This window comes from Paraburkholderia lycopersici (genome assembly GCF_900096975.1).
In the GTDB taxonomy this organism is placed as follows: Bacteria; Pseudomonadota; Gammaproteobacteria; order Burkholderiales; family Burkholderiaceae; genus Paraburkholderia; species Paraburkholderia lycopersici.
The window spans coordinates 1-20,308 of record NZ_FMYQ01000043.1 but is presented as its reverse complement, the minus strand read 5'-3'; the positions used below and the strand labels follow the sequence as shown (position 1 = coordinate 20,308).

The 20,308-nt window shown below is 65.0% G+C and carries 21 protein-coding genes; 7 read left to right on the top strand and 14 right to left on the bottom strand.

Going from position 1 to position 20,308, the window contains the following annotated elements; all coding sequences use genetic code 11:
- Positions 1-99: 99 nt before the first annotated feature.
- Positions 100-1,299 carry an amino acid aminotransferase gene (locus tag BLU17_RS30160; protein WP_092005778.1) on the bottom strand — a complete coding sequence of 400 codons (1,200 nt, stop codon included), beginning with the start codon at positions 1,297-1,299 and terminating at the stop codon, positions 100-102.
- A 287-nt stretch (positions 1,300-1,586) separates the two neighbouring features.
- Here BLU17_RS30160 and uvrB point away from each other — a divergent pair, with 287 nt between their 5' ends.
- The 6 genes from uvrB (at position 1,587) to BLU17_RS30130 (ending at position 7,786) form a co-directional block, all read left to right on the top strand.
- Entirely contained in the window at positions 1,587-3,668 is a 2,082-nt protein-coding gene (gene uvrB, locus BLU17_RS30155) for an excinuclease ABC subunit UvrB (protein WP_092005775.1), read from the top strand.
- Positions 3,669-3,957: 289 nt separating this feature from the next.
- Positions 3,958-4,506, top strand: coding sequence for an iron transporter (locus BLU17_RS30150; protein WP_092005772.1), 549 nt, complete (start codon positions 3,958-3,960; stop codon positions 4,504-4,506).
- Between the two features lie 82 nt (positions 4,507-4,588).
- Complete coding sequence (locus tag BLU17_RS30145) at positions 4,589-4,942, top strand: cupredoxin domain-containing protein (RefSeq protein ID WP_092005769.1); 354 nt, start codon at positions 4,589-4,591, stop codon at positions 4,940-4,942.
- Positions 4,943-4,994: 52 nt separating this feature from the next.
- The gene (locus tag BLU17_RS30140; protein WP_092005765.1) at positions 4,995-5,840 is read left to right on the top strand and encodes an FTR1 family iron permease; all 846 of its coding nucleotides are present in this window, start codon (positions 4,995-4,997) and stop codon (positions 5,838-5,840) included.
- Entirely contained in the window at positions 5,837-7,264 is a 1,428-nt protein-coding gene (locus BLU17_RS30135) for a 4Fe-4S binding protein (RefSeq protein WP_092005762.1), read from the top strand. Before BLU17_RS30140 ends, BLU17_RS30135 begins: the two co-directional genes overlap by 4 nt.
- 114 nt (positions 7,265-7,378) lie before the next feature.
- Positions 7,379-7,786 carry a GlcG/HbpS family heme-binding protein gene (locus BLU17_RS30130; protein WP_092005759.1) on the top strand — a complete coding sequence of 136 codons (408 nt, stop codon included), beginning with the start codon at positions 7,379-7,381 and terminating at the stop codon, positions 7,784-7,786.
- A gap of 262 nt (positions 7,787-8,048) precedes the next feature.
- Here BLU17_RS30130 and hemP read toward each other — a convergent pair whose 3' ends face one another.
- The 4 genes from hemP to BLU17_RS30110 all read right to left on the bottom strand — a co-directional run bounded on the left by hemP (position 8,049) and on the right by BLU17_RS30110 (position 10,406).
- Positions 8,049-8,309, bottom strand: coding sequence for a hemin uptake protein HemP (gene hemP / locus BLU17_RS30125; protein WP_092005756.1), 261 nt, complete (start codon positions 8,307-8,309; stop codon positions 8,049-8,051).
- A 161-nt stretch (positions 8,310-8,470) separates the two neighbouring features.
- Positions 8,471-8,956, bottom strand: a complete 486-nt coding sequence (locus BLU17_RS30120; protein WP_092005753.1) for an SRPBCC family protein — start codon at positions 8,954-8,956, stop codon at positions 8,471-8,473.
- A gap of 38 nt (positions 8,957-8,994) precedes the next feature.
- On the bottom strand, positions 8,995-9,393 hold the full coding sequence (locus BLU17_RS30115; RefSeq protein WP_092005749.1) for an OsmC family protein: 399 nt from the start codon (positions 9,391-9,393) through the stop codon (positions 8,995-8,997).
- A gap of 131 nt (positions 9,394-9,524) precedes the next feature.
- Complete coding sequence (locus tag BLU17_RS30110) at positions 9,525-10,406, bottom strand: pirin family protein (protein ID WP_092005746.1); 882 nt, start codon at positions 10,404-10,406, stop codon at positions 9,525-9,527.
- 121 nt (positions 10,407-10,527) lie between these two features.
- On the opposite strand from BLU17_RS30110, the gene BLU17_RS30105 reads away from it, so the two are divergent.
- Positions 10,528-11,559, top strand: a complete 1,032-nt coding sequence (locus BLU17_RS30105; RefSeq protein WP_092005743.1) for a LysR family transcriptional regulator — start codon at positions 10,528-10,530, stop codon at positions 11,557-11,559.
- Between the two features lie 405 nt (positions 11,560-11,964).
- On the opposite strand, the gene BLU17_RS30100 is transcribed toward BLU17_RS30105, so the two are convergent.
- The 9 genes from BLU17_RS30100 to BLU17_RS30060 all read right to left on the bottom strand — a co-directional run bounded on the left by BLU17_RS30100 (position 11,965) and on the right by BLU17_RS30060 (position 19,802).
- A complete protein-coding gene (locus tag BLU17_RS30100) occupies positions 11,965-12,384 on the bottom strand; it encodes an ExbD/TolR family protein (RefSeq protein WP_092005740.1) in 420 nt (139 codons plus the stop codon).
- An 18-nt stretch (positions 12,385-12,402) separates the two neighbouring features.
- The gene (locus BLU17_RS30095) at positions 12,403-13,149 is read right to left on the bottom strand and encodes a MotA/TolQ/ExbB proton channel family protein (protein WP_092005737.1); all 747 of its coding nucleotides are present in this window, start codon (positions 13,147-13,149) and stop codon (positions 12,403-12,405) included.
- 48 nt (positions 13,150-13,197) lie between these two features.
- Complete coding sequence (locus BLU17_RS30090) at positions 13,198-13,935, bottom strand: energy transducer TonB (protein ID WP_092005734.1); 738 nt, start codon at positions 13,933-13,935, stop codon at positions 13,198-13,200.
- 269 nt (positions 13,936-14,204) lie between these two features.
- Positions 14,205-14,468 (bottom strand): (2Fe-2S)-binding protein, encoded by a 264-nt coding sequence (locus tag BLU17_RS30085; protein WP_092005731.1) that lies wholly within the window; start codon positions 14,466-14,468, stop codon positions 14,205-14,207.
- Positions 14,469-14,846: 378 nt separating this feature from the next.
- Entirely contained in the window at positions 14,847-15,749 is a 903-nt protein-coding gene (gene murI / locus BLU17_RS30080; protein ID WP_092005729.1) for a glutamate racemase, read from the bottom strand.
- A gap of 40 nt (positions 15,750-15,789) precedes the next feature.
- Positions 15,790-16,269 carry a bacterioferritin gene (gene bfr, locus BLU17_RS30075; RefSeq protein ID WP_092005726.1) on the bottom strand — a complete coding sequence of 160 codons (480 nt, stop codon included), beginning with the start codon at positions 16,267-16,269 and terminating at the stop codon, positions 15,790-15,792.
- A 200-nt stretch (positions 16,270-16,469) separates the two neighbouring features.
- Entirely contained in the window at positions 16,470-17,993 is a 1,524-nt protein-coding gene (locus BLU17_RS30070; protein WP_092005723.1) for a fumarate hydratase, read from the bottom strand.
- 66 nt (positions 17,994-18,059) lie between these two features.
- Positions 18,060-18,671 (bottom strand): TIGR00645 family protein, encoded by a 612-nt coding sequence (locus tag BLU17_RS30065; RefSeq protein ID WP_092005720.1) that lies wholly within the window; start codon positions 18,669-18,671, stop codon positions 18,060-18,062.
- Positions 18,672-18,902: 231 nt separating this feature from the next.
- The gene (locus BLU17_RS30060; RefSeq protein WP_092005717.1) at positions 18,903-19,802 is read right to left on the bottom strand and encodes a DMT family transporter; all 900 of its coding nucleotides are present in this window, start codon (positions 19,800-19,802) and stop codon (positions 18,903-18,905) included.
- Between the last annotated feature and the right edge of the window lie 506 nt (positions 19,803-20,308).

The window sequence follows — 20,308 nt, the reverse complement described above, 5'->3', positions numbered from 1 at the left end:
TCGTCCGCCAAGGCAAAAGGCGTCCATTCGCGAGAACGGACGCCTTTTTAGCGCTTCGGTGCGCCGCTTCGCAGCGCTTCCCGTGGTTCGCGAACGACCTTACTTCAGCACTTGCGCGATTGCGTTCGCGACGACGTCGAGGTTGCGCGTGTTCAACGCGGCCACGCAGATGCGGCCCGTGCTCACGGCGTAGATCCCGAACTCTTCGCGCAGGCGATCGACTTGTGCCGCGGTCAGGCCGGAGTACGAGAACATGCCGCGCTGCAGGTTGATGAAGTTGAAATCGCGGTCCACGCCGGCGGCCGCAAGGCGCTCGACGAGGCCCGTGCGCATCGCGCGGATGCGGTTGCGCATTTCGCCGAGCTCCGTTTCCCACATCGCGCGCAGGTCGGCCGAGCCGAGCACGGCTGCGACCACCGAGCCGCCGTGCGTGGGCGGGTTCGAGTAGTTCGTGCGGATCACGCGCTTGAGCTGCGAGAGCACGCGCGCCGACTCTTCCTTGCTGTTCGTGATGATCGACAGCGCGCCCACGCGTTCGCCATACAGCGAGAACGACTTCGAGAACGACGACGAAACGAACACGTTGAGTTCCGAAGCGGCGAAGAGGCGCACGGCTTCGCCGTCTTCGGCGATGCCGTCGCCGAAGCCCTGGTAGGCGATGTCGAGGAACGGCACGAGGCCGCGCGCCTTCACGACTTCGACGACCTGCTTCCACTGATCGATCGTGAGGTCGACGCCGGTCGGGTTGTGGCAGCACGCGTGCAGCACGATGATGGTGCCGGCCGCGTAGCCGTTCAGCGCGGCGAGCATGCCTTCGAAGTTCACGCCGTTGGTCAGCGCGTCGTAGTACGGGTACGCGATCACCTCGAAGCCTGCGCTTTCGAACAGCGCACGGTGGTTTTCCCAGCTCGGGTCGCTGATCGCGACCTTGGCGTTCGGGTTCACGCGCTTGAGAAAGTCTGCGCCGATCTTCAACGCGCCCGTGCCGCCCAGCGCTTGTGCCGTGACGACCCGGCCCGCCGCGATCAGCGGCGAGTCGTCGCCGAGCAGCAGCTTCTGCACGGCGACGTCGTAGGCGGCGAGACCTTCGATCGGCAGATAACCGCGCGGCAGACCGGCTTCCACGCGGGCCTTTTCCGCTTCGCGCACCGCGCGCAGCAGCGGAATCTTGCCTTCCTCGTTGGTGTACACGCCCACACCGAGGTTCACCTTGGTCGCGCGAGCATCGGCGTTATAGGCTTCGTTCAGACCCAGGATCGGGTCGCGAGGGGCGAGTTCGACAGCGGAAAAGAGGGACATGATCGTTCGGCAAAAGTGAGGGAAGAAGCTCGGTGGACGCGCTTGCGCAGGCCACGCAACTCGCTATTGTAACGAATCCTCAAGCGGGGTTTCCGCCGAATTGGCATCGGCCGCACAGGTTTGCGGGCGATTTTCCGGCACGAACGGACGATTTTCGCGTCGCGGCGCACCGGCCTTGCAGTCCGGCTTTCACGCCCCATCTGCGCTGGAGGCCGCCTTGGCCCGCCCCGTCTCGCCAAAGCGCGAGACGCTAGAATAGTTGTTTGCTCCGCGCACAGGATGCCCCCATGTCCGACCACATCGTCGCCGACGCGCCCGCGCTCGACGAGTCGAAATTCGTCCAGTACGAAGGCTCGCCGTTCCAGCTCTACCAGCCGTACTCGCCGGCCGGCGACCAGCCGACCGCGATCGAAACGCTCGTCGAGGGCGTGGAGGACGGCCTTTCGTTCCAGACGCTGCTGGGCGTGACGGGTTCGGGCAAGACCTATACGATGGCGAACACCATTGCGCGGCTCGGCCGCCCGGCCATCGTGTTCGCGCCGAACAAGACGCTCGCCGCGCAGCTCTACGCCGAGTTCCGCGAGTTTTTTCCGCGCAACGCGGTCGAGTACTTCGTCTCGTACTACGACTATTACCAGCCCGAGGCCTACGTGCCGCAGCGCGACCTGTTCATCGAGAAGGACTCGTCGATCAACGAGCATATCGAGCAGATGCGCCTCTCCGCGACGAAAAGCCTGATGGAGCGGCGCGACGTGGTGATCGTCGCGACCGTTTCGGCGATCTACGGTATCGGCAATCCGTCCGAGTACCACCAGATGATTCTCACGCTGCGTCAGGGCGACAGGCTCGGCCAGCGCGACATCATCGCGCGTCTCATTGCCATGCAGTACACGCGCAACGAGCAGGACTTCCAGCGCGGCACGTTCCGCGTGCGCGGCGACACCATCGACATCTTCCCGGCCGAGCACGCCGAAATGGCCGTGCGCGTGGAACTGTTCGACGACGAGGTGGAGACGCTGCAACTCTTCGACCCGCTCACGGGCCGCGTGCGCCAGAAGATTCCGCGCTTTACCGTCTATCCGTCGTCGCACTACGTGACGCCGCGCGAAACCGTGCTGCGCGCCGTCGAAACGATCAAGGCCGAGTTGCGCGAGCGGCTCGAATTCTTTCACGCCGAGGGCAAGCTCGTGGAGGCGCAGCGCCTCGAACAGCGCACGCGCTTCGACCTGGAAATGCTCCAGGAACTGGGCTTCTGCAAGGGCATCGAGAACTACTCGCGGCACTTTTCGGGCGCGCTGCCCGGCGAGCCGCCGCCTACGCTCGTCGATTACCTGCCGGCCGACGCCATGATGTTCCTCGACGAATCGCACGTGCTGATCGGCCAGTTCAACGGCATGTACAACGGCGACCGCGCGCGCAAGGAGAATCTCGTCGATTACGGGTTCCGGTTGCCTTCGGCGCTCGACAACCGGCCGCTCAAGTTCAACGAGTTCGAGCGCAAGATGCGCCAGGTGGTGTTCGTCTCGGCCACGCCCGCCGACTACGAGAAGAAGGTGACGGGCCAGATCGCCGAGCAGGTCGTGCGGCCCACGGGTCTCGTCGATCCAGTGATCGAGGTGCGCCCGGCCTCGACGCAGGTCGACGACGTGCTCGGCGAGATCAACGAGCGCGTGGCCGCGGGCGAGCGCGTGCTCGTCACCACGCTCACCAAGCGCATGGCCGAGCAGCTCACCGAGTTCCTCGCCGACCACGGCGTGAAGGTGCGCTATCTGCACAGCGACATCGACACGGTCGAGCGCGTGGAAATCATCCGCGACCTGCGTCTGGGCACCTTCGACGTGCTCGTCGGGATCAACCTGCTGCGCGAGGGCCTCGACATTCCCGAGGTCTCGCTCGTGGCGATTCTCGACGCCGACAAGGAAGGCTTCCTGCGCGCCGAGCGCTCGCTGATCCAGACCATCGGCCGTGCGGCGCGCAACGTGAACGGCAAGGCGATTCTGTATGGCGACCGCATCACCGACTCGATGCGCCGCGCGATCGACGAGACCGAGCGCCGCCGCGCCAGGCAGATCGCCTTCAACGAGGAGCACGGCATCGTGCCGCGCGGGGTGGTCAAGCGCATCAAGGACATCATCGACGGCGTCTACAACGTGGACGAAGCGCGCGCCGAGCTGCGCGAGGAGCAGGAGCGCGCGAAGCTCGAGGACATGTCCGAGAAGCAGATCGCGAAGGAAATCAAGAAGCTCGAAAAGCAGATGATGGACTACGCGAAGAACCTCGAATTCGAGAAGGCCGCGCAGGCGCGCGACCAGCTCGCCGTGCTGCGCCAGCGCGTGTTCGGGGCGAACGTGGGCGATCATCCGGCCTGAGCGTCCTGACGCTCCGGGCGGGCAGGGCGCCAGCGGCCCTGCTGAATCCTTCGATTGCCTTTCGTGCATTTCCGGCCCTGAAACCCGCCTGCGAAGACCCGTAAGGCGGTGTTAACAAAACGCAGCTAAAACCCTGTTCCGTTAAGGCTTTTCGTGTCGCCGAATTTGTCCCTCATCCGCATCGGTGTTAAACTTCGCTATTATTGAGAATTGTTCGCATTAACGTTTTTAGGTGCATGCGGACTGACCCAGTGGGATGTAACCCTCTAAATAAAAATCAGGAGTTTCGATGCGGATCCACACTCTCTTGCGCGGCACCGCCGTCATCGCGGCCGCCACGGCTGCGTTCGCGGCGCACGCGGCCGAATACCCGATCGGCAAGCAGCAAATCCAGGGCGGCATGGAAATCGGCGCGGTCTATCTGCAGCCGATCACGATGGAGCCCGAAGGCATGATGCGCAAGGCATCGGATTCCGACATTCACCTCGAGTCGGACATCCATGCCGTCAAGAACAACCCGACCGGTTTCGCCGAAGGCGACTGGATGCCGTATCTGCAGGTGCATTACGAGCTGACCAAACCGGGTTCGAGCTATGTGCAGAAGGGCGATCTGATGCCGATGGTCGCGAACGACGGCCCGCACTACGGCGACAACGTCAAGCTGGCCGGCCCGGGCAAGTATCACCTGAAGCTCATCGTGGAACCGCCGATGCAGACGGGCCACATGGCGTTCGGCCGCCACGTCGACAAGGAAACGGGCGTGGGTCCGTGGTTCAAGCCGTTCACGCTCGAATACGATTTCCCGTTCGCGGGCATCGGCAAGAAGGGCGGCTACTAAGCCATTTGCGCAGGTGAGGCGGCAGCGGCGCGCGCGAAGGCGCCGCCGCTGCATGAAAAGCAGGAAGGAGCAGGTAAGACCAATGACTGGAATCCGGAAGTTTGCGGCGCTCGCGCTCAGCGCGTCTTTTGCCGTGTCGCTGGCCGGCATGGCCACGGCGGCGCGCGCCGAAGATCTGCCGACGTTCAAGCTCGAAATGGCCGACGGCAAGCTCAACCCCGCGCGCATCGAGGTGCCGGCGGGCAAGCGCATCAAGATCGAGGTGCGCAACACGGGCAAGGGCGCGGTGGAGTTCGAGAGCGTTCAACTGCGCAAGGAGAAGGTGCTCGCACCCGGCGCGGACTCGTTCGTCGTGATCGCGCCGCTCGATCCGGGCGAATACAAGTTCTTCGACGATTTCCACCAGCAGGCGCAGGGTGTGATCGTCGCCAGGTGAGGCGTCGCGATGTAGGCCGGCGGCGCGTGGCGCCGGCGGCGGGAGGTGTGGAATGGGTCAGGTGGTGTTCATCGTATGGCGGGAGAGCGTCGAGGCGCTGCTCGTCGTCGGGATTCTCTATGCGTGGCTGAAGAACGGCGACGCGGATGCGCGGCGCGGCTTGCCGTATCTGTGGGCCGGCGTGGCGCTGGGCATTCTTGCCGCGATCGCGCTCGGCGCGGCGCTGGTCGGCTTCACCGAAGTGCTTTCGGGCGACGCACAGGATTACTTCCAGACCGCGATGGTGCTGGTGGCGTGCGTGCTGATCGTGCAGATGGTGCTGTGGATGAAGCGGCACGGCCGCACGCTCAAGCGCGAAATGGAGCAGTCGCTCGAAGTGAGCACGCGCGATTCGAACTGGTGGGGCGTGCTCGTGCTCGTCGCGCTCGCCATCGCGCGCGAAGGCAGCGAGACGGTGATCTTTCTCTACGGCCTCGGTTTCGGCCAGTCGGGCCATGTAGGCGCGAGCCAGTACGTCGCCGTGCTGATCGGCCTCGCGCTCGCGTTTCTCACGTTCTACATCCTGCAACTCGGCGGCAAGGTGTTCTCGTGGCGGCACTTCTTCCGCATCACCGAGATCATGCTGCTGTTCCTCGGCGCGGGCCTGTTCCAGACCGGCGTCGACAAGCTGATCGACAAGGAAATCCTGCCGACGGTGATCGATCAGGTATGGAACTCCTCGGCGATCCTCGACGACTCGAGCACCTTCGGCTCGCTCGTCGCGACGCTCACGGGCTACCGCGCGCATCCCGCGCTCATGAACCTGATCGCGTACGCCGTTTACTGGCTCGTGGTGTGGTTCCTCGTGCGGCGCGCCACCGGCCGCGCCGCGGCGGTCGCGAAGAGGAAGGCAGCATGAGTTGTGCCTCCGCCCGCCCGACTGAGGCAACGGCGCGCCGCGGCAAGCTCGCCCAGGCGGGCCAGTGGATGCAACGCCACGGCGCGGTGATCCGTGCCGTGCAGTGGGTCGTGGTCGCCGTCTATGCCTTCCTGATTCTCGTGCCGGCCGTCATGCCGCTGCCCGGCGACGCCGCGCACCTCTGGAACAACCTCACGCTCGCGGCGCAGTTCGTGTTCTGGGGCATCTGGTGGCCGTTCGTGCTGCTTTCGATGGTGATGCTCGGCCGCGTATGGTGCGGCGTGCTCTGCCCCGAAGGCGCGCTCACGGAGTTCGCGAGCCGGTTCGGGCGCGGCAAGGCGATTCCGCACTGGATGCGCTGGGGCGGCTGGCCTTTCGTGGCGTTCGGCCTCACCACGATCTACGGACAGATGGTGAGCGTCTACCAGTATCCCAAGGCGGTGCTGCTGGTGCTGGGCGGCTCGACGGCCGGCGCGATGGTGATCGGCTTTCTGTACGGGCGCGAGAAGCGCGTCTGGTGCAAGTATCTGTGCCCCGTGAACGGGGTTTTTGCGCTTCTGGCGCGTCTCGCGCCGTTTCACTACAAGGTCGACGAAGACGCCTGGCGCAACTCCTATACGCATGGCGAGCACGGCGGGCATCGCGTGATACCCGTGAACTGCGCGCCGCTCGTGCCGCTGCGCAGCATGAAGGGCGCCGCGCAGTGCCATATGTGCGGACGCTGCAGCGGCCACCGCGACGCGATCGCGCTTTCGTGGCGCTCGCCGGCGCAAGAAGTGGTCGAACTCGGCGACAGCCAGGCGAGCGCCTGGGACACCGCGCTGATTCTCTACGGCCTGCTCGGCGTGGCGATCGGCGCGTTTCACTGGACCGGCTCGCCGTGGTTCATCGGCATGAAGCAGTGGCTCGCCGGCTGGCTCATCGACCGCGACATCACCTGGCCGCTCGACACCAGCGCGCCGTGGTTCCTGCTCACGCATTACCCCGCGCAGAACGACGTGTTCTCGTGGCTCGACGGCGCGATGATCGTCGGCTACATCGTCGCGACGGGGCTCGTGTACGGCACGGCGCTCTTTGCAATCCTGGCGGGCTCGACGGCCGTGCTCGGGCGTTTCGAGATGCGGCGTCTGCATCACTTCGTGCAGTCGCTGATTCCGCTGGCGGGCGCGGGCGTATTCCTCGGCCTTTCGGCCACGACGCTTTCGCTGCTGCGCGCCGAGCATGTACCGCTCGACTGGGCGGCGGAAGTGCGGATCGCGATTCTCGTCGTCACGAACCTCTGGAGCGCCTGGCTCGCATGGCGCGTAACGGGGCGCTACAGCAAGCGCTTCTGGCAGCGCGCGCTCGCGCTCGCGGGCTTTGCCGTGGCGCTCGCCGTGGTGGACAGCGCCTGGTGGCTGATGTTCTGGGGCTGGACGCGCTGAGCTTCGCGCCGGCTTTCATGACGCACGCGCGTCCCAATCCGTTCTAATCTCCAACCATCGATTCGAGGCCGCCGCGCCGGGCGATTCCGGCGCGGCCAGATGGAGGAGAGACCCATGCGAACTCGCGCGGTATTAACCGACGAAGACGTCCTGAGGATGGCCGAAGCGGCCGTGGCGCATGCGCGCGCCAGCCAGTGGAACGTGACGATCGCCATCGTCGACGAGGGCGCGCATCTGCTGTTTCTGCGCCGGCTCGACGGCGCTTCGCCCATCACCAGCGAAATCGCCATGGCGAAGGCGCGCACCGCCGCGCTGGGCCGCCGCGAGAGCAAGCTCTACGAGGACGTCATCAAGCAGGGCCGGACCGCATTTCTCAGCGCGCCGCTCACGGGCATGCTCGAAGGCGGCGTGCCCGTGATCGTGAATGGCGACGTGATCGGCGCGCTGGGCGTCTCGGGCGTGAAGTCGGATCAGGATGCGGCCATTGCGCGGGCAGGCATTGCGGCGCTCGGTGCCGAATAGCGGATGGAGCGCCGCGGCGACTTCGGCTACGCCGGAAAAACGAAAGCCGCGGACGTACGCCGCGGCTTTCGCCTCGGGCGGCTCACGCTTCGCGCGCCGCCCCGATCACAGGATGGGAACAAAAAAATGGCGTGGCTTGCTGCGACGGCTGGCTTGAAGGATGTCTGCACGAAGGGGTCTAGATCTCGCGTGCAAGCCGTCGTTGCTGGCTAATGCCCAACGCCTCCCGGTGGAGGCGGTCCCCACAATACCCGGTTGAAACCTATTTCGTCAGGATCAGCTTGCCGAGCCGTGTGGCCCGCAACTGATACGTTTCGCCGTTGTGCATGATGCTCACGTGGCTGCGCCCCTGCAGCAGCGCCGCGCTGTCCAGCGTCCGCTCGCCGCTTGCCGCGGCGCCCGCCGGTGCGGCGCCCTTGCCCGGATTGGGCTGTGCGGCAGCGGGTTTCGGCCGCGCGGCGGTCAGCGCCGAGCCGCCAGCGCGGCGCAAGCTGAGAGTGGATGTGCGGTTGAGTTCGGTCATGAACGTGACGTCTTGTCTCGATTCGATGGATGAATTCTAAATGATAATCGTTCCTATTTTCAACTGAGAGATATTCATCGGAATCCACCGTCGATAGCCTGAACCGAAACGCCGTGGCGTTCGGCGGCCCATGAGGAAGTGGCCGCCGAACGCAGGGGACTTCAATGCAACGCGTTCGGCGGATTGCCGTCGCCTTGCACGAACTGGCGGATCAGACGCACGGTGTCGATGTCCGATTCGCGATACGCCGACTTCACGATCTCCGAGGTCTGTCGATCGTCCTCGGTGTCGGCGGTCGGCAGGGTCGTGCGGTACTCGAAGCGCAGAAAGAGCTGCAGCGGATCGGGCTGCTCGATCGTCATGATGAGCGAGCCGCCCACGTGTTCGGCCGTCGCGAGAATGTCGTAGCGCACGCTTTCGTTGGTCGTCAGCGTGACGCGGTCGCGTACCGTGGCGTGGCCGTAGTGCAGCTCGCGCTCCATCGTGCTATCGGTGCGCGAGAGGATCGTGCAGCTGTCGAGCCCGATCACGAAGAGTTGCGGCTGCTCAGCGCGCAGCACGAGTCCTTCCCAGAGCTGCTCGCGCGTCATGGCTTCGACGAGCGGGTTCAGCGGATCGTTGATCTGGATGAGGTGTTCGAAATTCAAGGCGGCGCCTTCCTGTGTCTGTGTCCGTCCGCCGGCGCTTACGCGGCGACGAGGCCCGAGCGGATCGTGATCGTGTTCGTGAGGATCTTGTGGACCGGGCAGGCATTGGCGATCTGCAGGAGGCGCTCGCGCTGCTCGCCGGTGAGCGCGCCTTCGAGCGCGATCTGGCGATCGATCGTCGTACCTTCGCTGCCGGTTTCCATCGAGAGCGTCACGCGCACGCCTTCGAGCGGCCACGCTTTGCGCTGCGCGTACATCTTCAGCGTGATGGAGGTGCAGGCGCCGAGGCTCGAGAGCAGCAGCGAAAAGGGCGACGGTCCGCGGTCGCCGCCGCCGAGCGAGGCGGGTTCGTCGGCGATCCAGGTGTGAGTGCCGTCGTCGAACTGGACCTGGTAGTTCGTCGAGCCAATGTGTGCGGTGACTACGGGTTCGGCCATGCGCTCCTCGCGGGCGGGACGGTTAAAGAGGGACGGGCGCGCACCGGAGTGCGCGCCCGGGAAACCTTATTGTGACGGAAAGCGGGCGGCCCTGCGGAGACGCTTCGGAACCCGCCCGGCGACCTGCCTCATCAGTGAGCGATGCGCCCCATGCGCCCGGCCTGATAGTCGAGCACGGCCTGGCGAATCTCCTGTTCGGTGTTCATCACGAACGGGCCATAGCGCACGACCGGTTCGTTCAGCGGCACGCCGCCGATCAGCAGCACGTCGAGCGGCGCATGCGCATCGGCGGGAGAGGCGATCGCGACCGTGTCGCCGTCGCTCGCGAACGTCACCATCTGCTGGGCTTCGACCGCCTGCGCCTGCGGGCCGTAGAGGCCGATGCCCGAAAGGGCATAGGCGAACACGCGATACTCGCGCGGCACCGGCTGCTCGAAGCGCGCGCCGGGCGCGAGCGTGAAGTGCTGATAGAGGATGGGCGTGCGCGTCTCGATCGCGGCCTTCGCGCCCAGCGCCTCGCCCGCGATCACCTTCACGGACACCTTGCCGTCCTCCGAGCGGCCCACCGGAATCCGCTCCGTGGGCAGTTCCTGATAGCGCGGGGTCATCATCTTGTCGCGTGCGGGCAGGTTCACCCAGAGCTGCAGGCCGTGAATGCGGCCGCCTGTGCGCGTGAATTCGGGGTCGGGCATTTCGCTGTGGATCACGCCCGCACCGGCCGTCATCCACTGCACGTCGCCGGGGCGTAGCGTGCCCGAATGGCCCGCCGAGTCCTTGTGGCCGAAGCGGCCTTCGACCATATAGGTGACCGTTTCGAAGCCGCGATGCGGGTGATCGGGCGCGCCCTTGGCTTCGCCCGGCGCATAGTCGACGGGGCCCATTTCGTCGAGCAGCAGGAACGGATCGAAGTCCATCAGCTGGCGGGTGGGAAACGGCCGATGAACGACGAATCCGCCACCCTCGGTGGTGCGAACCGCGGGATAAACGCGTTCGATCGTGCGGGTCGTGGTCATGGATATCACCTCGAATTGGGGGAATTGCGTTGTATATGAAACAAGCCGCTATTATAGGTAGCCCATTCGGGCTGTTTTACGGCCCCATCGCAATGGATTGTCCCATCGCTGGAACGACGACATGAAAATCGATTCGCACAACCTGAACGACCTCATGTACTTCTCGCAGGTGATCGAGCATGGCGGTTTCTCCGCCGCCGAACGCGTGCTCGGCATCTCGAAGTCGCGTCTGTCGCGGCGGGTGAGCGAACTCGAGGCCTCGCTCGGCGTGCGCCTGTTGCAGCGTTCCACGCGCAAGCTCGCGCTCACGGAGGCGGGCGAACTGTTCTACGAGCACTGCCGCGCGATGCTCTCCGAGGCGCAGGCGGCGGTGAACGTCGTTCAGTCGTTGCGCTCGTCGCCGCGCGGCACGGTGCGCGTGAGCGTGCCGGTCACGCTGTCGCAGACCATCTTTTCGCAGATCATTCCGGAATTCATGCATCGCTACCCCGAGGTGCGCGTGGTGATGCGCGTGACGAACCGGGTGATCGACCTGTTCGAGGATTCCGTGGATATCGCGCTGCGCGTGCGTTCTGAGCCTCCGCAAAACGCCAATATCGTGGTGCGGCCGCTGTGGCGCACCGAGCAGATGCTGGTGGGCGCGCCGAGCCTGCTCGCGCAGAACGCGCCGCCGCTCACGCCCGACGACCTTTCACGCTTCGAAACGCTCGATACGCCCACGAGCGACGGCCGCCACGTGTTCCAGCTGATCGCGCCGGACGGCTCGCGCCATTCGCACGAACATGAGCCGCGCCTTATCACCGCAGACCTGACCACGATACGCGAGGCGGCTCTGCAAGGGCTTGGCATCGCGGCGATGCCGGAGATGATGTATGGCGCCGCGCTGCGCTCGGGCAAGCTTTCGCCAGTCATGCCGGGCTGGACGCTGCCGGTGCCGCAGCTCTATGCGGTGTTTCTCTCGCGCCAGGGCATGGTTCCCGCCGTGCGCGCGTTCGTCGACTACCTCGTGGAAGTGCTCGACGCCGACAAGAGCCTGCAGCAGGAATGTCCGTTGAGGAGCGAGATCGCGGCGCTGGCGGCGCGCGGCGACGAGCGGGGCGCGCCGGGCGCACTGCCGCCCGCGAAGGCCGCAAGCAAGATCGAAGCCGCGTGAAGCTTTGCGAACCTGCACGTGCGTGCGCTTGTATGAATCTGGGTACTTACGCGAGACAAGTGCGCGAGAACCGTGGGCGCTATTTGTTTTTAGGCATTCAAGCAGCGCCGGCAATCGCTACTTTCAATGGCCTGGCTCTTGAAGGCCCGGGGCGAGAGGAATATATTGAAGTCCTTCTCGCCAAGCACCGGTCTTGAGCGGGAATTGATGGCCGCTATCATAGCGAGCCTTCAGGGCCGAAAGCGCAGTCCGTGTTGCCCACGGCAGTCGCATGTGCCGGCATGAACCGATCGATTGTCGGGGAGTGCCGCCACCGCCCGAATGCGCCGCGTGCGCACGAAAAAAGGCCTTCATCTGACGATGAAGGCCTTTTACTTTGTGCTGCCAATTAAAACCGGGCGGACATCAATGATGCGCGGGATCGGTGACGAAACCGAGCTTCGTGAGGCCGCCGCTTTGCGCCGCCGACATCACCTGCGCGACGCGTTCGTATTGCACCTTGCGGTCCGCGTTCAGATGCAGTTCCGGCTGCGGCGTTGTTTGCGCCGCGGCCGCGATCTTCTGGTGCAGCGCGGCGTCGTCGACTTTCGCGCCGTCCCATAGCACCGTGCCGTCCGCTTCGATCGATACGTTGATCTGCGCGGGCTTGGTATCTTCCTTCTGGCTGCTCGCATGGGGCAGGTCGATCTTCACGGCATGACGGATCACGGGAATCGTCACCATGAAAACGATCAGGAGAACCAACATGACGTCGACGAGCGGCGTCATGTTGATTTCGTTCATCAGGCCATCGTCGTCGTCGCTGGCAAAGGGGCTCATCGCCATGATGCTTGCCTCCGCTCTTTAGTGGCTGCGCGCGGCGACACGCAGGTTGCCCGCGTTGCCGTCCTTCGTCCGGCCGCGGCCCGTCGACGAGAGGCGCGCACCCGTCACGAAGAACGCATGCAGGCCGTGCGCGAAGCGGTTGAGCTTCGTGACGATCGCCTTGTTGGCGCGCGTGAGGGCGTTATAGCCGAGCACGGCCGGAATCGCGACGAAGAGGCCGAACGCGGTCATGATGAGCGCTTCGCCCACGGGACCGGCCACGGCGTCGATCGAGGTCTGGCCCGTCGCGCCGATCGTAAGCAGTGCGTGATAGATGCCCCACACCGTGCCGAACAGACCGACGAACGGCGCCGTGCTGCCGATCGAAGCGAGGATGGCGAGACCGCTTTGCATCTTCGCGACCGAGTCGTCCATCGTGTCCTTCAGGCAGCGCGTGACCCAGTCCGACACGTCCATGCGGTCGTGCAGATGCGGTTGCGTCTGGTGATGGTGGTCGGCGGCTTCCTGGCCCGAGAGCGCGAGCGCGAGGAACGGGTTGTCTTCGCGCGTGCCGTTGCCGAGCTTCTTCACGCCGTCGGCGAGGTCGTCGGAGTGCCAGAACTGCTGCTCGGCGTTCTTCGTGAGGCGCTTCAGGCGCGCGACGTTCCAGCCCTTCACGACGATCACGCACCACGACAGCACCGACATGATAAACAGCGCGAGCGCGATGCCGCGCGTCACGAAATCCCCTTGCGCCCAGACGTGGGCGATACCGTAGTTCTGCATTCTCAATCCTCTTTATTCAACTCATGAAGGCGGTGTGGCTTCAGCCGCTCAATCGTGCAGGCTGAAATCGAATGGTTGCGTGTAGGCCGCGCGCACGGGCTCGCCGTTTTCCAGGTACGGCTTGCACGCGCTTTGGCGCATGGCGTCCACGGCGGCGTCGTCGAGGCGGCTGTAGCCGCTCGACTTCCTCAGCTCGATATTCTCGATCTTGCCCGTGAGGCCCACGACGAAATGCACGGAGGCCGTGCCCGTCTCGCCGCGGCGACGCGAGAGCGCCGGGTAGTCGGGCTGCACGATGCGGCAGTCGAGGTGCGAGACGTTCTTCGGCGCCGAAAGCGCCATGGTCGGCCTGGCATCGGCGGGCACCGCGGCCTGCGGCGCGGGCGCAGGCGATGTGGGAGCCGGCGGCGTCGGCGCGGCGGGCATGGGCGCGTCGGCCGTATGCTGCGAAGGCGCTTCTGCCACCGGCAGCGGAGTCGGCGTGGGCCTGGGCTTCGGCTGAACCTTCGGCTTCTCGCGCGTCACGCGCGGGATGGGCTTGGGCGGCGTCGGCGCGGGCGTCGACTGGATCGCGGCGGGCGCGGCCACGGGCTCGGGCTTAAGCAGTTCGGCCGTGATGGTTTGCGACTGGAGCGCGGCGGGCGTCACGGGTTCGCGCTTCATCAGCACGACGCCGATGAGCGCGGCATGCAGCGCGACGACAATCGCGCTCGCGGTGACAACACGGCGATTGACGCGCACAGGAGGAGGCGGCAGCGTGCCGGCGGTGGTTTGGAAAGCCTGCATGTTAGCGTGGCTGCCGTGCGGACGACGGCACGCGGGCGGACCAGCGTGTCGTGTCGGGCAGCTTTATTTGCGAAAGATCAACAGCGAAATGCACAACGTCGTTATGAATCCGATCAGCAGTTCCATCACGATCTCCTTTGAGGATCACGAGCGGTAGCTGGCTGGTCGCGAGACGGGCTTGCTGTCGGCGGAGGTTCGATGTCCGCCGCGCCTCACGATGCGGGCGGACGGGGAGGGCGCGCACCGGTTGCGGGATGCGCGCCATGGCTTCAGGCAGCCTTGCGCTCGTAAAACGTGAGCGGGAGAACTTGCGGGGCCACGGCAGGGGCGACCGGATGGACCGGATGCGTCACCCCGCAGCGGCTCGCGCACACGCCGCTTTGCGCCATCACGTCGCGAACGGATTCTTCGCACTTGCCGCAGCAGGTCGCGACGCCGAGCTCGAACTGCAACTCGTCGAAGGAGTCCATGCCATCCTTGATGGAGGCACGGATCGTCCGGTCGGAGACGGACTTGCAAACGCAGACAATCATGATGGACCACGATAGAGAGAGTTAATGCGAATTATTATCATTATGTTTGACCGGTTTGGCAAGCGCATGGACGGAATTTTTGTAACAAAACCGGATGGTTAGCAGGGGTTTTTGCCTGGAGCCAGAATACGACGGTGGACGCAGAGGGCTCGCCGGGGCGTGTGGGCGGTCTACGCAGCGCTCGGCGGAGCACATACTTCCCGATGCGCCACGCGGTTCTGCTGCGGCGCGTATGCGGCGTTCTGGCGACCGTCAACGGCTTAAAAGAGGTGGAGAGCGGGCGTCGAAACAGGGTTCGAGCCCAGAAATTCCGGCGCGCCTCAATGGCTGTCAATCTGGCTGTCAATCGCGCCTGCGGCATTGCGCCGCGCAGATGCTTCAGGCGGCGTTCGCTTCCAGTTCGCGCGTGCGCCGCGAGGGGATCGCCACGCGTTCGACCTCGGCGTCGAGGCCGAGCAGCGCGGCGGCCAGTTCGCGCAAATGGGCGCCGTCGCTCGTCGAGCAGAAGCGGATGTCGTCCGGGCCGGCGCCGGCGTTGCCACCGTCGGCACGCAGCCCGTGCTGCTCGAGCACGCGTTCCAGCTGCCGGGCAATGGCGACGCTGGTGTCGATGAGCGCCATGCGTTCGCCGACGATCGAGCGGATTGCGGCGTCGAGAAAGGGGTAGTGCGTGCAGCCGAGCACGAGCGTGTCGGCGCCCGCTTCGAGCATGGGCTCGACGTACGCGCGCAAAAGCGCGAGCAGTTCGGGCGAATTCACGTCGCAACGCTCCACCGCCTCGACGAGACCGTGGCCCGGCTGGCACAGCACGCGCAGGTCGGCCGCGTGGCGTTCCACGAGCGCCTGAAAACGCGCGCTGCGCAGCGTGACCTGGGTCGCGAGCACGCCGGCCACGCGCGTTTTCGAGGCCAGCGCCGCCGGCTTGATCCCCGGTTCCACGCCGACGAGCGGGATGGAGAGCCGTTCGCGCACGAGCGCGATGGACTGCGCCGTGGCCGTATTGCAGGCCACGACCAGCGCTTTCGCCCCTTGCGCGACGAGCCATTCGCCGATCGCGAGCGTGCGGTCGGCAATGAAGTCGTCGTCGCGCTGGCCGTAGGGCGCGTAGCGCGAGTCGGCGACATAAACCAGCCGCTCGGCGGGCAGCAGCGCGCGCACGGCGCGCAGCACCGACAGTCCGCCGAGACCGGAGTCGAAGATGCCGACAGGCGCACCGCTGTGGGCACCGCTGGAGGAAGCCGGGAGATTCACGGAATTGGGCGAGAGGGTGAGGGGGCGCATCCGCAAGGCGGACGGACGCGCCGTTGCGCCAGGCGCGCGATCAGGATTCTACCGAACCCATCCCCGACTGCTGGTAATTCTGGATGCCGACCTTGTCGATCAGGTCGAGTTGCGTTTCGAGCCAGTCGATGTGCTCTTCGGTGTCGTCGAGAATCGTCACGAAGATTTCGCGCGAAACGAAATCGCGCACCGATTCGCACCAGGCAATGGCTTCTTTGCAAGTGGACTGCGAAATCTGCTCGAGCTTCAGGTCGCACTCGATGATTTCCCTGGTCTCCTCGCCGATGAGCAGCTTGTGCAGATCCTGGAGATTCGGCAGGCCGTCGAGCATGAAAATGCGTTCGATGAGCATATCGGCGTGCTTCATTTCGCCGATCGATTCGTCATATTCGTGCTTGCCGAGTTTTTCGAGGCCCCAGTGCTTGTACATGCGGGCATGCAGGAAATACTGATTGATAGCCGTAAGCTCGTTCTTGAGCTGCGCGTTCAGATATTCGATGACCTTCTTGTCGCCTTGCATGATCTTTCCTTTCTTTGTGGGGCGGGACTGGTTTCCAACAATAAACGCTCAATTCGCAAAAGCCAAGATCAAATCCGCGTTGAATTGCGGCATATATCGGCGATTTACGGGGCGCTGGGAAGGGTTTCGATACGCGTTGCGCGCGTCAATAAAAAACCGGAGCGCGAGGCCCCGGTTTTCTAACAGGCCGCAGCCATGCTTCAGGCCGTCGCGACCGGAATCTTGCCGATCTTCGCCTGCCATTCCTTCGGGCCGGTCTGATGCACCGACGTGCCCGACGAATCGACGGCGACCGTCACCGGCATGTCGAGCACGTCGAATTCGTAGATGGCTTCCATGCCGAGGTCTTCGAACGCGAGGACCTTCGAGCCGCGGATCGCCTTCGAGACGAGGTAAGCCGCACCGCCGACCGCCATCAGGTAGGCGGCCTTGTGCTTCTTGATCGCCTCGATCGCCACGGGGCCGCGCTCGGCCTTGCCGACCATCGAGATGAGGCCCGTCTGCGCGAGCATCATTTCCGTGAACTTGTCCATGCGCGTGGCCGTGGTGGGGCCCGCCGGGCCGACCACTTCGTCGCGCACCGGATCGACCGGGCCGACGTAGTAGATCACGCGGTTCCTGAAATCCACCGGCAGCTTCTCGCCCTTCGCGAGCATGTCGGCGATGCGCTTGTGCGCCGCGTCGCGGCCCGTGAGCATCTTGCCCGAGAGCAGCAGCGTCTGGCCCGGCTTCCACGAAGCGACTTCTTCGGGCGTGAGCGTGTTCAGGTCGACGCGCTGGCTCGTTTGCGTGTTCGGTTCCCAGTGGACCTTCGGCCAGGCGTCGAGCGAGGGCGCTTCGAGCTTCGCCGGACCCGAGCCGTCGAGCACGAAGTGCGCGTGGCGCGTGGCGGCGCAGTTCGGGATCATCGCGACGGGCTTCGACGCCGCGTGCGTCGGCGCGGCCATGATCTTCACGTCGAGCACGGTGGCGAGGCCGCCGAGACCCTGCGCGCCGATGCCGAGCGCGTTGACCTTCTCGTGCAGCTCCACGCGCAGCTCTTCGATCCAGTCCTTCGGACCGCGCTTGATGATCTCCTGGATGTCGATCGACTCCATGAGCGATTCCTTCGCCATCAGCATCGCCTTTTCGGCGGTGCCGCCGATGCCGATGCCGAGCATACCCGGCGGGCACCAGCCCGCGCCCATCGTCGGCACGGTCTTGAGCACCCAGTCGACGATCGAGTCGGACGGGTTCAGCATCACGAACTTCGACTTGTTTTCCGAGCCGCCGCCCTTGGCCGCGACCTGCACGTCGACCTTGTCGCCCGGCACGATCTCGTAGTGGATCACGGCCGGCGTGTTGTCCTTCGTGTTCTTGCGGGCGCCTTCGGGCGGGTTCACGATCGACGCGCGCAGCACGTTGTCCGGGTTCAGATAACCGCGGCGCACGCCCTCGTTGATCATGTCGGTCAGGCTCATCGTCGCGCCGTCCCAACGCACGTCCATGCCGACCTTCACGAAGATCGTGACGATGCCGGTGTCCTGGCAGATGGGGCGGTGGCCTTCGGCGCACATGCGGCTGTTCGTGAGGATCTGCGCGATGGCGTCCTTCGCGGCCGGGCTCTGTTCGAGCTCGTACGCGCGGCCGAGCGCCTCGATGTAATCCTGCGGATGGTAGTAGCTGATGTACTGCAGCGAATCCGCGATGCTCTGGATGAGGTCTTCCTGTTTGATGACGGTCATGGCTAGCTTCTGTGGGGACGGGGTTTTGAATCGTGTGTGCTGCGTGGTCTCGCGCGTCGTGCGCAGTCAGTAGGTCGCGGCCCGCCAGGGCGTCGGATGGCGCGCGGCGAGTTCCAGATAGTGTTCGGGGTGCGTATGCGTGATGAGGCGGTCGATCCACGCCATCACGAGCGCGGAAACGAGGAACGCCACGTGGATGCTCACCTGCCACATCACCGTATGCGCCGAGACGGCGTCGGGATTGATGAAGGTCTTGAGCAGGTGGATCGATGAAATGCTGATGAGCGCCATGGCGAGCTTTACCTTGAGCACGCCGGCGTTCACATGGTCGAGCCATTCGGGCTCGTCGGGATGGCCTTCGAGATTCATGCGCGAGACGAAGGTTTCGTAGCCGCCAACGATCACCATGATGAGCAGGTTCGAGATCATCACCACGTCGATCAGACCGAGCACGGCCAGCATGATGCTGGTTTCGTCGAGCGTGGTGGCGTGGCTCACGAGGTGCCACACTTCCTTGACGAACAGCACGCAGTACACGGCCTGCGCGACGATCAGGCCCAGATAGAGCGGCACCTGCAGCCAGCGGCTCATGAAGATGATGCTGGGCAGCGGACGCATGCGGCGACGGGCTTTACCCGGGGCGGCGGCGGAAGGCGGCTGGGGGCGTGCAGCGGACATGGGCAATCACGGTCGAAATCGGCAGGGCCGTCTAGGCGGGGCCAGATGGCGCACTCGAGGCGCGCTCGAGGCGCGCGAGGGGCCAGGCGGGCGCTATTGTACAGCGTCGGCCCAAGGGTTCGCCCGGATTCCGGCAGTGCGGGGCCTGGTCCGCCATGGACCGCCTTGGCCGCTTCTGCCGTTTCGCCTCGCGGATCGCGCCGCCATGCTTTCACAAGCATTACAAAACGATCACGAGGCCACTGGCGGAAGGCGTTTGGTCTTGAGGCTCGCGAGCGCGATTCCGGCCACCACGCAGGCGAGCGCGATGCCGTGCGCGGGCGTGGGCCGCTCGCCGAGAAAGACGATGCCGTAGACGGCGGCCGCCACCGGCAGCACGGCCGTGAACACGCCCGCGATGCTGCCCGGCACGTGGCGAATGCCCATCATCCACAGGCAGAACGAGAACACGCTCGCCGAAAGCCCGTACCAGAGCGCAAGCCACCAGATGCCGGCGGGCACGCTCGCAAAATCGAACGACAGTGCGCCGGGAAGCCCCACGGGCAACATCAGCAGAAAGCCGAACAGATGCGTGTACGCGCAGATGTCGAGCGGCGGCAGCGTTTGCGTGAGGCGGCGCGAGAGGATCACATAGAGCGATTCGCAGCACACCGCGCCAAGCACCATCAGGTTGCCGGCGAAGGAGCCGCCCGCCTCGGCGCTGCCGCTCGTGCCTGCGTGCGCGAGATTGATGACGGCGATGCCGGCGATCGCGAGCGCGATGGAGGCGAGCGCGCGCGCGTCGGGGCGCTCGCGCAGGAAGAGCCACGAGAAGAGCGCGACCACGGCGGGGATCGTGCTCGTGATGACGCCGGCCGCGACCGCGCTCGTGCGATGCACGCCGCCTAGCATCAGCAGCGTAAACCCGAATGTGCCGAACAATGCCTGCAGGAACAGATTGAGCCATTCGCCGCGCTTCACACGCCTCATTTTCGTGCGGCGCAGGAGCGGCCCGAGCACCGCGAGAGCGATCACGAAGCGCAGCAGCGCGAAGAGCGGAACGGGAAGAAAGGCGACGATCGACTTGCCGATGCCCACGTTGCTGCCCACGAGCAGCATCGAGGCGACGAGAAAAAGGGAATAGCGATTCAAGCTGGAATCCAGGTGCGCAGTTCAGTTAGCATTCTAAATGTCTGCTTACCACGGTGCCATTGCGTGCCGCGGCAACGCCATGCGCGCGTGCGCGCGTAAGTGGCTGGTAAGTTGCTACGCTTAACCTTGCCGCATGGGTGGTTTGCCTCGAACGCGTGATCGCTTCGGGGCGAAGCAAGGAGCGCCCATGCATGCTGCGACGCCGCAACGGCGCTGCGCAGTGCAAGCAAACAGCGCCGCGTTCGCAATGAGCGGCGGCGCACGGAGACGGCGCGCACGGGCATTGAAGATGCTCGGGCGTGTCCACGAGTTTGACGTTTCATCTTCACCAAGGGGTTGTCGATGTCTGCGATTGAATCGGTTCTTCAGGAACGCCGCGTCTTTGCGCCTTCCGAGCAAACGGTGGCTGGCGCCACGGTGTCCGGCATGGAGGCATACAAGGCGCTCTGCGCCGAAGCCGAACGCGATTACGAAGGCTTCTGGGCGCGTCTCGCGCGCGAAACCCT